Genomic DNA, 12,540 nt, shown 5'->3' on the forward strand with positions numbered 1-12,540 from the left:
ATGGCGCACCGCAGTGCGCCATCCGGCGGGTTCCGCGATCCGTGGTCGTCAGGCTCAGCCGACGTTCACGGCGGTGTCGTCGATCGCGAACGAGGTCTGGTACTCGAAGTCCTCGGTGCCGGTGAACCTCAGCGTCACCTGCTGGCCGGCGTACGCGCCGAGGTTGAGGGTGTGCTGCGCGTACCCGGTGTTGTGGTTGAGGTTGGAGTAGGTGGCCAGGGTGCCCAGGACGGTGCCGGAGCTGTTGAGCACCTGCACCTTGAGGGTGTCGTAGGCGGTGGTCGTCGAGGTCTCGGCCGTGTTGACGTGCAGCCAGAAGCTGAGGCTCTCGGTGCTGCAGCCGCTGGGCAGCGTGACGCTCTGGGTCAGGGTGTCGGTGGTGGCCTTGCCCCAGCCGTCGAGCCAGGCGTCCCAGGTGCCGCTGTGCGGTGGTTCAGTGCTGCTGCTGTTGATCACGTCGACGGGGCTGTGCGTCGAGGTCACGGTCCACGGCGCGGGATGGGTGCTGCCGCTCTCGAAGCCGGGGTTGCCGAGCAGCTGCTGGGCCTGGCAGCCGGTGCCGGCGGGGGTGGCCGTGGCCTCGTTGCTCGACGTCCCCTCGCCCACGCCGTTCACCGCGGTGACGGTGTAGTAGTAGGACTGTCCTGCGGTCAGGCCCGTGTCGGTGCAGGAGGTCACCGCGCCCAGGCCGCTGCATCCGCCGCCGGTCAGCAGCGTCTCGCCGCCGCTGGCGGTGCCGCGGTAGACCCTGTACGAGGTGATGTTCTCGCCGCCGGTGTCGGACGGCGGTGTCCAGCTCAGCGCGACCTGCCCGGTTCCGGCCGTCGCGGTCAGGCCGGTGGGCGCACCCGGTACCGTCGCGGCGATCGGTGAGGCGGTGACGGTGACCGTCGAGGTCGCGGTGTGGGCCGGTGAGGCGCTGTCGGTGACGGTCAGTGTCGCGGTGTAGGTGCCCGCGGTGCTGTAGTTGTGGCTGGGGTTCTGGGCCGTGCTGGTGCTCCCGTCACCGAAGTTCCAGCTGTAGCTGTACGCGGGGGTGCCACCGGTGCCGGTGCCGGTGAAGGCGACGCCCAGCGGCACCTGGCCGGAGGTCGGGGTGGCCGTGGCGGTGGCCGCCAACGGGCTGCCGACGGCGTTGACGGTGGTCGTCACCTGCGAGGTCGCGGTGTGGGCCGGTGAGGCGCTGTCGGTGACGGTCAGTGTCGCGGTATAGGTGCCCGCGGTGCTGTAGGTGTGGCTGGGGTTCTGGGCCGTGCTGGTGCTCCCGTCACCGAAGTTCCAGCCGTAGGTGTACGGGGCCGTGCCGCCGGTGGCCGAACCGGTGAAGGCCTCGGTGAGCGGTGCGTTGCCGGTGGTCGGGGATCCCGTGGCGCTCGCGGACAGCGGTGTCGAGCCCTGGACCCAGAAGTCCTCGAGCGGGTCTCCGAGTGCGGACTGGTCCGCGGTCGTCATCGGGAAGGTGGACAGGCCCAGGTTGTCGTTCGGGTTGATGACCCCGGCGTGCACGTTCTCCATCGTGCGCTCCATCGCCGCGATCACGTTGCCCGTGGTGTAGGCCACGTGGGAGACGTAGTGCTGTTTGACATAGGTCGGCGACCCGATGACGAGCAGCGGCACGCGGTAGGTGTTGCTGACGTGGTCCGAGCCGTTGCTGCCGTTCTGGGTGTCGTCCTCGGTGACCACGATCAGGGTGTTGTCCTTGTACGTCGGGTTGCTCATGATCGAGTTGACGATGTTGTTCGTCGCGGTGTCGTTGCCGGGGATGTCCTGGTAGGTGCCGGGGTGGTCGTTGAACAGCTCGACGTAGTTGTAGGCCGGCATCCCGTAGGTGTTGACGAAGTTGAGGTAGTCGGAGGAGACCGTGCTGTCGGGGATGCTCTGGTTCTGGCAGGTGTACTCGTTGGTGTGCAGCTCTTCGGGGATGCTCGTGCCCGGGCGGTTGGGCGGCAGGACTTCGGCCTTGCCGTCGGCCGGGTTCTTCCAGTAGCCGCTGCCGCTGTTGAGCATCCAGTAGATGTCACCGTTCATGACGAAGGTGTACGGGCTGGTGCCGCTGCTGGCGCCGGTCGGGGTCGTGCAGGCGTTGGTGCCCTCGTCCGCAGGCCCGGAGTCGCTCTGCAGGAAGCGGTCGAACTGGGTGCCGTTCGCGGGGTACGACTGCTGCTGGCTGCTGGACGAGGACTGCCCCGAGAACATGAACCAGTGGTTGGGGCCCGACGGAGGCTGCACGCCGGTGCTGTACGAGTCGGACAGCGAGTACGTCTTGGCCAACTGGTGCAGGTTCGGCACGGAGCTGATGTGGTTGGTGCTCTCCACCTGGCCGTTGCAGCTGGAGCTGATCGTGGTCGCGCAGTCGCCGAGGTAGTCGTCGAAGGTGTGGTTCTCCCGGTAGATGACCACGAAGTGCTTGAACGGCGGGAAGTACGGCGCCAGCGGGTTCACCGCCGCGGCGGGCTCGCCCACGACCGTCTGGTGGCCGCCGGCCTTCTGTGTGACGCTCTTGTTGGTGATCTTGAAGTTCGACGGCTGCGGGAACTTCGCGAACTCGACGCCCGGCGCGGCGAACACCGCACCGGTGCAGTCGAAGTCATCCGGCTTGTAGGTCTGCGGACGCTGGCCGACCGGTAAGTCCTTGGCGTTCTTGGGACTCGTCGCCGGATTCCATCCCCGCACGGTGCACGAGCCGACGCCGGTGGTGGGCCGCCCGCCGACCCCCTCGGCGGTGGCCAGCGACGCGCCCGCCATCGTGGCGACGGCGAGCACAGCCACGCTCACTGATCTTTTCTTCCACTTCCTCACGGATGCGCCTCCTGTGCATTGACTGTGCATGGCCATATGACCACGGTCCGTATGGTCACCTCGAAACGGGAGCCGGGCAAGTAGATGCGCGTAGAATTTTCCGGAGCTGGTTCTTCTTCCGGCGTTCGCCTCCTGTTGCCGGACAGCCGTCGGCGTCGTCGAGTCCGTTGCGGGGCGCCCTGCCGAGAAGCTGTCGTGCCGGTCTTGCCGGCTTCGTTTCCGCTGGCCAGGCATAGTGTCGGTGGTCTCGGGGAGTGGTGACGTGTCGTCGTCGCTGCGATGGAGGCCGGGAGGCAGTCGGTCGTGGGCTGTGGAGCAGCGTGATCTGACGGCTCGTCAAACGCGGCCCGGCAGCAGAGGCAAGGGCGTGGACGCGGTCTACGCGATCGAGCCGGCGATATCGCGTTCCGGCCATCGCCGACTGCGGCCGCGCGCCGTCAGCGCCCCTCGGCTCCGCCGGTCGCGCCCTCGTAGATCTCGATGGTGCGGACGAACACGGCCCGCTCATCCGGGGTAAGCGGCTCGAACGCCTCCCGCCACGCCGCTGCGCCGCTGGCGAGCCAGCGCTCGATCGCCGATCGCGTCACCGGGTCGCCGGTGAGTCCCACGATGGTGCGCCGACGGTCCGCGGGGTCGTTCTCCCGGACCAGGACTCCCTGCTGCACCAGATCGCTCACCATCAGACTCACCGTGGTGGGGGCGACTTCGAGTCGGGCGGCGAGATGGCTGACCTGCATCGGCCCGTCGAAGAGCAGATAGGAGAGCAGGGAGAGGTGCCTGGGTGCGAGCCTCATCGACTGGAGCCGCTCAGGCAGCGGAATCCGCTTGAGCCGAGCTGCCACCCGCGGCATCAGCAGCAGCATCGACCGGATCGCGTCGTCCGTGCTGAGACCTGACGACGCTTCGGGCAGCCCCGCCCCCACCGCTCGCCCCGCCCGGTCCGAGGGGGCCGAGGGGTCCGAGGGGTCCACGGAATCGCTGTTCCGCTCCGTCGACACCGCGGTGCCCCCTCTCCCGGCTCTGCGCCCACCTCATGTCCTCGCTTGCCGGTCAGGCTACCCGACGACCCCGTTGAGGGCGGGAATCAGCCGTTCCTCCTCATAGGCGAAGTGCTCCTCCAGGTCGGCGACCACACGGTCCAGCTCCGCCTGGACCTGCCCGACCTCAGCCGGGGTCCCGGACATTCCACGCCCCAGAAGCTCCTCGAACGCCGCCAGCGCCCGTTCCACCACGACGTGCTCCGCCCGGAGTCGCCTGAGGACCGGGGCGAGATGCGGGTACTGCCGCTCGAACGCGGTGAACGAGCCCTGCTCGCGCGTGTGGTGCATCTGCATGTCCCAGCAGAACGTCAGGCAGTGCTTGCGCAGTTGCTCGGCCAGCTCGGGTGCCGCCCCCTGCTCCTCCGCCGTCGTGGAGGCCGCCGTCCCGCCGGCCCGAACGGCGTCGATCGCCGCGCGTACCCTGGCGAGCTCGGCCCGCAGTTCCTGGTGATGCACGATCAGCTGCTCGCCGATCATTCGGTTGCGCGCCGGGTCCTTGGAGAGGTCGAGCGGGTAGAGGGCGACCACGGGGATCACCCGGGCGGACTTCTCCTCGTACGCGCGGAAGGCCGGGTCGCGCGCGCACTGGAGCTCCCAGTACCGGTCGCGCTCCTCCCCCTCCAGCACCACCGCACGGGCCGAGAGCGGCCGCACGTGGCCCTCCTCGCTGCCGATCTCCATCGTGACCTGGCCGATCCCGAGAATGTTGTGGTACCAGTCCGGATGCGTCGGCCTGCCGTTGTTCGAACCGAAGACCAAGTACCGCTCCCCGTCCGCGTAGTAGACCACCGGAGTGGTGTGCGGCTTGCCGGTCCTGACGCCGACGGTGGTGATGACCACCAGCGGAGCCCCCTCGAACATGCCGCCCACCCGGCCGTTGTTTTCCCGGAACTCCTTGATGATCTGATCGTTCCAGCCCATGTCGACCCCTCCGCCCGCAGCTGGATGCTTGCAGAAATAGCATTTGCTTTGCAAGCAAATATATATGGAGGCTAGCACGACAGCCTCGGCCCGGGCAGCACAACGGCGAAGGGCCGCCCATGTCGACAAGTCCCGTTGTCCTTGGCTGTTGCAGGTGTCTTGTGGGCGGAACCGAGCAGTGCGAGCGAGCGCAGTGCCGGCCGCTCCCGAAGGGCGACGTTCGGGCGGTCCGTTCGGTCAGGGGGCGGGTTCCAGATCCGGTTCTTCGTCGGCGTCCGCGACGCGGCCCGCGGGGTAGCGGAGGTGTTCGACGTGGCCGAGGGCCTGGTCGAGCAGGTCGGCGACGTGGTTGTCGTAGAGGGAGTAGATGATCGAGCGTCCGTGCCGTTCGGCGTTGACCAGGCCGAGATTGCGCAGCAGGCGCAGTTGGTGGGAGCAGGCGGACCGTTCCATGCCGACGGCGTCGGCGAGGTCGGTGGCGGCGCAGGGGCCCTCCTGGAGGTGGGCCAGGATCAGCAGCCGCGACGGGGTGGCGAGCGCCTGGAGGGTGGTGGCGACGGCGGTCGCGCCGACGGCGTCGAGGCGTTCGCGTGCGGTGGTGCTGCGGTTCATCCCATGGCCCATGCGTCCATCATATCGAGAACGCGTGAAGACACATTCAAGTGTTCCCGTATAGTGAGTGGGGCCGTAGCCAGTGCCTCCGCTTGGCTGTCCTCTCCCGGGAAGTGCGCCTCAGATGTCGACCACCCTGCTCGAACGACCCGCCGCACCGGCCGCTGCCCCCGCCGCGCCACGGCGTAGGACGCGGGTACTGGCGTTGGCCGAGGCGCGCTGGGCGCTTGCGGCGCTGGTGCTGTTCCTGGTCGCGTTGCCGCTGCAGCTGACCGGTGCCCCGGCGTGGGCGTGGGGTCCGCTGTACGCGCTGTGCTACGCGGCCGGCGGCTGGGAGCCGGGATGGGCCGGGCTGACCGCGCTGCGGGAGAAGACCCTCGACGTCGACCTGCTGATGATCGTCGCCGCGCTCGGCGCTGCCGCGATCGGCCAGGTGCTGGACGGCGCGCTGCTGATCGTCATCTTCGCCACATCCGGCGCGTTGGAGGCGCTGGCGACCGCTCGGACCGCCGACTCCGTGCGCGGCCTGCTCGACCTCGCCCCCACGACCGCGACCCGGCTGCTGTCCGACGGCGCAGAGGAGACCCTGCCGACCGAGGCCCTCGCGGTCGGCGACGTGATCCTGGTCCGCCCCGGCGAGCGCATCGGCGCGGACGGCCGCGTCCTGGACGGCGCGAGCGAGGTCGACCAGGCCACCATCACCGGTGAACCGCTGCCCGTGGCCAAGCAGGAGGGCGACGAGGTATTCGCCGGGACGCTCAACGGCACCGGCGCGCTGCGGGTTCGGGTGGAGCGCGACGCCTCCGACTCCGTGATCGCGCGCATCGTGGCCATGGTGGAGGAGGCGTCGGAGACCAAGGCGCCGACGCAGTTGTTCATCGAGAAGGTCGAGCAGCGTTACAGCCTGGGCATGGTCGCCGCCACGATTGCCGTGTTCGCGATCCCGCTCGCGTTCGGCGCGGCCCTGTCGGGCTCCCTGCTGCGCGCCATGACTTTCATGATCGTCGCCTCGCCGTGCGCCGTGGTGCTGGCGACCATGCCCCCGTTGCTGTCGGCGATCGCCAACGCCGGACGCCACGGTGTGCTCGTGAAGTCGGCGGTCGTGATGGAGCAGCTGGGCCAGGTGCAGGCCGTCGCGCTGGACAAGACTGGCACGCTGACCGAGGGCACCCCGCGCGTCACCGACGTGCGCGCGCTCGTCGGCAGCGGCTTGACCGAGGACCAGTTGCTCGCGCTCGCCGCCTCGGCCGAGCACCCCAGCGAGCACCCGCTCGCCCGCGCTCTCGTCGACGCCGCCCGCGTCCAAGGCCTGCAGCTGGCCGTGGCGGAGGACTTCACCTCGGCCCCCGGCGTGGGCGTCACCGCCACCGTCGAGCGCCGCAAGGTCGCGGTCGGCGCCCCGGCGCGCCTGCTGGAGCAGGTCGCCCGCCAGGCTGGAGCCGGCGCTCGGGCCAGCGCCGCAGCCGTCGCCGCTGAGCTGGAGGAGACCGGCTACACGGCGGTGGTCGTACTGCGCGACGGTACTCCGGTCGGCGTGCTCGGTATCGCCGACCGACTGCGTGCGGATGCCGGGGCGACGGTCGCACGACTGGGCGCGCTGACAGGGCAGACCCCGATCCTGGTCACCGGCGACAACCCGAGCGCCGCAGCGCGCCTGGCAGCCGCTGTCGGCATCACCGATGTGCGTGCGGGGCTGCTGCCGCAGGACAAGGTCACGGCCGTCACGGAGCAGGAGCGGAACGGCCGCCGGACGATGGTGATCGGCGACGGCGTCAACGACGCCCCCGCGCTGGCCGCCGCCCACACCGGCATCGCGATGGGCCGGGCTGGCTCCGACCTCGCCCTGGAGACCGCGGACGCGGTCGTCGTCCGCGACGAACTCGCCACCGTCCCCACCGTCATCACGCTCTCGCGCCGGGCCCGGAGGCTGGTGGTGCAGAACCTCGTCATCGCATCGGTATTCATCAGCGGCCTGGTGATCTGGGACCTGGTCGGACATCTGCCGCTGCCGCTCGGTGTCCTCGGGCACGAGGGCTCCACGGTGATCGTGGGCCTGAACGGCCTGCGGCTGCTGCGTGACGCCGCCTGGCGCCGCGCCGGGGCCGAGACGACGGCGGCCCGGTGAGCCGTCGCATCCGCGCCGCCAGGCCCGTGCCTGCCGAGCGGGCGGGAGCGGCCCGTCCCACGGTGACCGTGTGCCGCGGCTGCTGCTGCGGCACCCCGAAGATCCCCCGCCTGGACCACGCGGCACAACTGCGGGACCTGCGCGCCGCGTTGGCCGACCGGGCGAGCGTGCGGGTGGTGGACTGCCTGGACGCGTACGAGCAGGCCAATGTCATCGTGGTGCAGCCCTCCCCGGAGGGCCGCCGTGCCGGGGGCCGACCGGTCTGGCTGGGGCTGGTGAACGACCGCGACGCCACCGCCGACATCGCCGCCTGGACCGAGGCCGGCGGACCGGGTCTCGCCGACCTGCCGGACATCCTCGACCTGTACGCCTTCCTGCCCTCCCGCCGCGTCCGCCAGGCCGTGGAGGACTGAGCGGCTGCGGCTTCTGCGAACGAGCGGCCGGACGGCGCTGCCGGGGTTGTCCTCGGCCTGTCGGGGGTGAACCGTCGGCGGATCGGCGTCGGGTGATCTGCCATCGCCGGGCGCGCGCGAGACGCCTGGCCATGCCCAACACCCCTAGCATTCAGCGTCTTGGTGGCCTGATTCGCGCCGGGTGGGGTGCTCGGCCAGGTCCTGGCTCACCCCGGGGGCGAACCAGCCGCCGGGGTACAGGTCAGTTCTGCCAGCCCAGCCGGGGGTCGTGTGGCGCCTGGCCCGTCGGCTCGTCTCGTGGTCGGAGTGTTCCGAGCTCGATGGCTTCCTCGCGGGGCTCGGGCACGTCCACGATCGTCGGGGGAGGTGGGGCGGCGACACCCGGCTCCGACACGTCTGCGGGATCGGAATCCCTGGCGGACTCCGGACCTTCCGCCTGGGGCTCATGGGTGTCCTGCTGGAGACGCGCGAGTCTTTCGGCCATGGCATCGGTGCGCCGGCGCAGGTCGCTCACGCGGGCCGCGCGGTCGGGTTTGGTGACGGCGAGGGGGGTCGCCGGCCTGACCGGGACGCCGTGCTGCCCGGCGGTCGCGACGACGCTCTGTGCCGCCTCCTCCAGGACCGCCAGTGTCGCCACGGCGAACAGGCCACCGACCTGGACCTTCTGTTGGCCGAAGAGGCCCCGGTGCACGATCTCGACCGGGACAGCGAACTCGTCGAGGCGCTGGTCGACCGAGCCGCGCTCCAGCGCTGCCAGCACCACGGTCGCTATCGCCTCGGCGGCCTTGGTGACCACCCACTTGCGACCGGGCACCGGCGGGAGCAGGTCCCGCAGCCGGTCCACTTCCTGGTCCAGTGCCTGAGTGGTCATGACCTCGAAGGCGTTGCGGGTGCGGATCTCCACGATCTTCTCCCAAGCGATCTCCTCGCCGTCGAAGCCCATCGCAGCCGGCCCCAGGTGGACACCGCCGAAGCGGTCGAGAAGCCCCAGCGCCCTACGGGCGAGCTGCGGAGTCCTCGGATGACGCCCCAACAGAACCCCCAGTGACAGCCGCCACGGCTCGGTGACCGGAATCGCCGGCGGCGCGACAGAGGTCAGTGCGGTGTAGGCCCACTGCCCGCGGGCCGCGTTGCGTGAGCCGCGCAGCACCGCTTCCCTCCCCGCCTGGGCCGCCTGCGCCGCGCGGCCCAGGAGCGACGGCTGTCCGTCCTCGCCGATCGCGGCGGTGTCGTTGTCCAGGGACATCAGTCCTCCACGGTGCCTTGTGTCGTCGCGTGTGCTCGGGCCGCGCGCGACAACGCCTGCACGCTGTGTCCGCGTTCAGCCGCGCCCGAGGAGGCCGCCGACGCGGGCTCCCACCCCAGCCTGCGTACGTCAAACCGCGCGTCCTCAGGTCGTAGAGCCTGATGACCGAGAGCACTTGGGCCGGTTGACCCGTGCGTCGATCACCTTAACGTCGAAGCGCGACCGGGCGTCCTCGAACGCACCGAGGTGATCACGACTCCGGCAGGGACCCACCTCATCTACCAAGTCGTCTGCTGACCGCGGGTTCTGGCTTGTGCTCGGCGGCCCCCTTGGTAACGGCGGACCGGACGACGTCGGCTTCGAAAACACCCGTCAAGCCGGCCGTTCCGCACCGCCCGGACCCGTCGGCACGGAACGGACACGAAGGGGTTGCCGCCCTGCTCACAGTCCCTCGACTGCGGTGACGAGCCGTCGGATTGCTTCGTCGACCGTTGCGCGGGGGCAGCCCAGGTTCACCCGCATGTAGCCGTGGCCCTCAATGCCGAACTTCCGTCCCCCGTCCAGCCACAGGCGGGCCCGGGTCAGCATGAACTTCTCCAGGGACGCGGCGTCCATCCCCAGGCCGCGGCAGTCCATCCACGCCAGGTAGAGCGAGTCGGCGGGCAGCACCTGGATCTTCGACGTGGCGGCGTTGACCGCTCCGGCGAAGCGGGAGTGGTTGCCGCGCAGGTAGGTGAGCATGTCCTCCAGCCACGGCTCACCATGCGCGTAAGCGGCCTCGGCGGCGACCATGCCCAGCACGTTGACCAGGGGGAAGACATTGCGTTCGTACTGGCGTGCCAGTTCGGCGCGCAGTCGGGGGTCGGGGACGAAGACGTTGGCGCTCTGCAGGCCCGGGAGGTTGAACGTCTTGCTCGGGGATGTGCACGTGATGCTGTTGCGGGCGAAGTCCGCGCTGAGGGAGGCGAACGGGATGTGCTTCCGTTCCGGGTTGACGACGAGGTCCTGGTGGACCTCGTCCGAGACGACCAGCACGCCGCGTCGGGCGCACATCTCGCCCACGGCCACCAGATCTTCCTCGCTCCACACGTTTCCGGTCGGGTTGTGCGGGTGGCTGAGGATGAACAGTTTGGTGTCCGGGCGGATGGCCGCCTCGAACACCCGGGCGTCGAAGCGGTAGCCGTTCCCTTCGCGCACCAGCGGTGCCAGGGCGAGGTGACGGCCGTTGAGGAGTACGTCGTCGTGGAAGTGAGCGTAGACCGGCGGCTGGATCAGTACCGAGTCGCCCGGGGCGGAGAACGCCTGCACCGCGGTCTTGAGAGTGGTGATGATGCCCGAGGTCTGCAGCACCCACTCGCGCGGCACCTCCCAGCCGAACCGCTTGGCCTGCCAGCTGGTCACCGCGTCGAGGTAGCTGTCGGTCGCGCCCCCGGGGTACCCGAACACGCCGTGGTCCACGGCCTGGTGGAGCGCGTCGATCACGACCGGGGGAGCCTTGAAGTCGGTGTCGGCGACCCACATCGGCAGCGGGTCGGCAGCCGCCTCGTCGGCCGTCAGGAACTCGTGGGCGCGAGCCCATTTCATGGAGTTGGAATGCCTGCGGTCCACCACGGCGTCGAAGATCGACCCAGCCGGGCCCGGTTCGTCGTCCTGCCGGGCCGAACCGCGGGCGTTGTTTTCAGTCGCCATGGCTGGATGCTAGCCGCATGACGGGGCAAGATGTTCGTGATCTTTGCCCCGCCGCGGCATCTGGCCGCTAGAATTTTGCCCATGGACAGCATGGACCGCAAAATCATTGCCCTCCTCCAGTCGGAAGGGAGGATCACGCTCACGGAGCTGGCCGAGAAGGTCCGACTCAGCGTCTCCCGCTGCCAGCGAAGGGTCCGGGACCTGGAGACGGCCGGCGTCATCTGCGGGTACCGCGCCGTCGTCGACGCCCGCGCCCTGGGCTACGGGTTCGAGGTCCTGCTCTTCGCCACCCTCACCAGGCCCGACGCGGTGACCGAGTTCGACGAGGCCCTCGCCGGTGTCCCGGAGGTCGTCGAGGCCCAGCGGTTGTTCGGTGAACCCGACTACCTGATTCGGGTGGTCAGTGCCGACCTGCACTCCTACCAGCACCTCTACGAGTCCGTGTTGATCCACCTGCCCGGCGTGCGCGGTCTCAACTCGACCATCGTGATGAAACAGGCCGTGCATCCCCGGCCCCTGCCGGCCCGCCCGCCCCGCGAACTGCCGTCGCCGACTCCGAGCTTCTGAGCCGCGACCGCCGACGGCGCGGGCCTGCTCGGGCTGCTCCTCGACAGCAGACGCCACGCTCACCGTCGGCCGGCCCCAGTGATCCCGGCTGACGATCCCCTGCTTGGTTGCGCCTCTGACCTGGCGCTGTGGTGCGCGGTTCGATGGCTGCGTGATTCCGCGGCGGCCGAGGTGGTGATGGTGCTGCCGGGCCTGGTGGTGCTCGGCGGCAGCCTTGGCAGGGCGGGTGGCGAGGTCCTGGCCGGGCAGGTCGCGGAACACCTGGCAGGGATCACCCCGGTGCCCACCGAGGTTCGCACCACTGGGGACCCTTCTGATACAGTAAACCGATCGGTTTCCAGTGGCCTGGTGGGAGAGCCTCCCATGGGCATCGGCGAAAGACGGCCATGGGCAGGATCAGTGCGCAGGAGCGACGTGAGAGCGTCATCCGGGCGGCCGTCGCCGAGTTCGCGCTCAGGGGCTACTACGGGACCACGACCGAGGCGATCGCCAAGCGGGTCGGTGTCACGCAGCCGTACCTGTTCCGGCTCTTTCCGGGCAAGCGGGCGATCTTCGTGGCGGCTTTGACGCGGAGCATGGAGGACACTCGGCTGGCTTTCGAGCGGGCGGCCGAGGGGGCCGAGGGTAGCGAGCGGGCCCTGCAGGCCATGGCGCGCGCCTACGCCCGGCTGATGTCGGAGCACCCGGAGACGCTGCTGATGCAGGTGCAGGGACACGTCCACGTAGCGGCCGCCACGGCGCGGGGCGATGACCAGTTCGGCGAACTCGTCCGGACCGGCTGGATGCGGCTGTGGGAGACCGTGCGCCTGCCGCTGGGGGCGGATGCCGACAAGGCCACGGCCTTCCTCGCGCACGGCATGCTGATCAACACCCTGACGGCCATCGGGCTGCCCTCCGACTGCCGGGACGCTCCTGAGTGATCCGCCGCGCCCGCGGCGACCACCGCGGGCGGCCAGGTGCGGGGATGCGTCGGCCCTCGGGCGTGTGCGGCGGGTGACGGGCGTCAGTGAGCCACCAGTCACGCCCTCGTTCCCCGCTCGGGCCAGGGGGCCCTGCGCTATCTCAAAGCCGGCAGCGGCGCCCCCGTGGTCCTGCTGCACACCGTGCGTACGCAGGCCGAGCACTTCC

The 12,540-nt window shown here is 70.1% G+C and carries 10 protein-coding genes and 1 pseudogene; 5 read left to right on the forward strand and 6 right to left on the reverse strand.

What is annotated here, in order from left to right; genetic code table 11:
* Positions 1-54: 54 nt before the first annotated feature.
* From TR46_RS45220 to TR46_RS00245, 4 genes are all read right to left on the reverse strand, one after another.
* The gene (locus TR46_RS45220; protein ID WP_052432461.1) at positions 55-2,775 is read right to left on the reverse strand and encodes a PKD domain-containing protein; all 2,721 of its coding nucleotides are present in this window, start codon (positions 2,773-2,775) and stop codon (positions 55-57) included.
* 461 nt (positions 2,776-3,236) lie between these two features.
* Positions 3,237-3,662, reverse strand: a complete 426-nt coding sequence (locus tag TR46_RS00235) for a MarR family winged helix-turn-helix transcriptional regulator (protein WP_042392148.1) — start codon at positions 3,660-3,662, stop codon at positions 3,237-3,239.
* 192 nt (positions 3,663-3,854) lie between these two features.
* Positions 3,855-4,760: a nitroreductase/quinone reductase family protein gene (locus TR46_RS00240; RefSeq protein ID WP_042391704.1), complete on the reverse strand. Its 906-nt coding sequence runs from the start codon at positions 4,758-4,760 to the stop codon at positions 3,855-3,857.
* Between the two features lie 237 nt (positions 4,761-4,997).
* The gene (locus TR46_RS00245; RefSeq protein WP_042391705.1) at positions 4,998-5,384 is read right to left on the reverse strand and encodes an ArsR/SmtB family transcription factor; all 387 of its coding nucleotides are present in this window, start codon (positions 5,382-5,384) and stop codon (positions 4,998-5,000) included.
* 112 nt (positions 5,385-5,496) lie between these two features.
* Here TR46_RS00245 and TR46_RS00250 point away from each other — a divergent pair, with 112 nt between their 5' ends.
* Positions 5,497-7,497 (forward strand): heavy metal translocating P-type ATPase, encoded by a 2,001-nt coding sequence (locus TR46_RS00250; protein WP_042391708.1) that lies wholly within the window; start codon positions 5,497-5,499, stop codon positions 7,495-7,497.
* On the forward strand, positions 7,494-7,910 hold the full coding sequence (locus tag TR46_RS00255; protein ID WP_042391709.1) for a hypothetical protein: 417 nt from the start codon (positions 7,494-7,496) through the stop codon (positions 7,908-7,910). The genes TR46_RS00250 and TR46_RS00255 overlap by 4 nt, the downstream gene beginning before the upstream one ends.
* Positions 7,911-8,151: 241 nt before the next feature.
* On the opposite strand, the gene TR46_RS00260 is transcribed toward TR46_RS00255, so the two are convergent.
* Positions 8,152-9,156: a hypothetical protein gene (locus tag TR46_RS00260; RefSeq protein WP_042391710.1), complete on the reverse strand. Its 1,005-nt coding sequence runs from the start codon at positions 9,154-9,156 to the stop codon at positions 8,152-8,154.
* Between the two features lie 441 nt (positions 9,157-9,597).
* Entirely contained in the window at positions 9,598-10,845 is a 1,248-nt protein-coding gene (locus TR46_RS00265) for a MalY/PatB family protein (protein WP_042391714.1), read from the reverse strand.
* 81 nt (positions 10,846-10,926) lie between these two features.
* On the opposite strand from TR46_RS00265, the gene TR46_RS00270 reads away from it, so the two are divergent.
* The 3 genes and pseudogenes from TR46_RS00270 to TR46_RS45260 all read left to right on the forward strand — a co-directional run.
* Positions 10,927-11,412, forward strand: a complete 486-nt coding sequence (locus tag TR46_RS00270; protein ID WP_042392150.1) for an Lrp/AsnC family transcriptional regulator — start codon at positions 10,927-10,929, stop codon at positions 11,410-11,412.
* A 386-nt stretch (positions 11,413-11,798) separates the two neighbouring features.
* Positions 11,799-12,332, forward strand: a complete 534-nt coding sequence (locus TR46_RS00275; protein WP_174505076.1) for a TetR/AcrR family transcriptional regulator — start codon at positions 11,799-11,801, stop codon at positions 12,330-12,332.
* A gap of 93 nt (positions 12,333-12,425) precedes the next feature.
* Positions 12,426-12,540, forward strand: a pseudogene (locus TR46_RS45260) (alpha/beta fold hydrolase); the annotation flags it as partial.

Origin of the sequence: Streptacidiphilus carbonis, assembly GCF_000787775.1 — a bacterium.
GTDB lineage: Bacteria > Actinomycetota > Actinomycetes > Streptomycetales > Streptomycetaceae > Streptacidiphilus > Streptacidiphilus carbonis.